Raw genomic sequence first — 614 nt, 5'->3', positions numbered from 1 at the left:
GACTTGCGGTGGCTTTTTCTATTCTATAGTTTCAACACTGAAACTGGCTGAATCGCCGATATTAGTGAAGCTTAAGGTTTGGACGCAATACACGGTTAATGCGGCCAACCAGCATCATCAAGCCTGTTTTGAACACGCCGTGAAGTGCCATCAAGTGCATGCGGTATAGTGAGATATAAACAACACGTGCAATACGGCCTTCAACCATCATCGAACCTTTGGTTAAGTTGCCCATCAAGCTACCTACTGTAGAGAAGCGGCTTAGAGACACTAAAGAACCATGGTCTTTGTACACATAGTTTTTCAACTCACGACCATTTAGCTTCGCCACAATGTTGCTGAACGCTTGGCTAGCCATTTGGTGCGCAGCTTGCGCACGAGGTGGCACAAATGAGCCGTCTGGTTGTGTGCATTGCGCCAAGTCGCCGATAACAAAAATATCGTCATCACGCGTTGTTTGCAGTGTACCTTTCACAACCAATTGGTTAATACGGTTTGTTTCTAGACCTGCAATGTCTTTGATGAAATCAGGTGCTTTGATACCCGCAGCCCAAACCATGATTTGCGCAGGAATCTTTTCGCCATCTTTGGTAGTTAGGCCGTCTTTCTCCGCC

The 614-nt window shown here is 46.4% G+C and carries 1 protein-coding gene; it reads right to left on the bottom strand.

Annotation, left to right across the window (positions count from 1 at the left end; all coding sequences use genetic code 11):
• Positions 1-61: 61 nt before the first annotated feature.
• Positions 62-614, bottom strand: a 553-nt coding sequence (locus R8O11_RS29145) for an NAD(P)/FAD-dependent oxidoreductase (protein WP_318195113.1), incomplete at its 5' end; no start/stop codon positions are given.

It is taken from the genome of Vibrio sp. 1288, assembly GCF_033344475.1.
The sequence above is the reverse complement of the archived record's forward strand: the minus strand, read 5'-3'. Positions and strand labels throughout refer to the sequence as shown.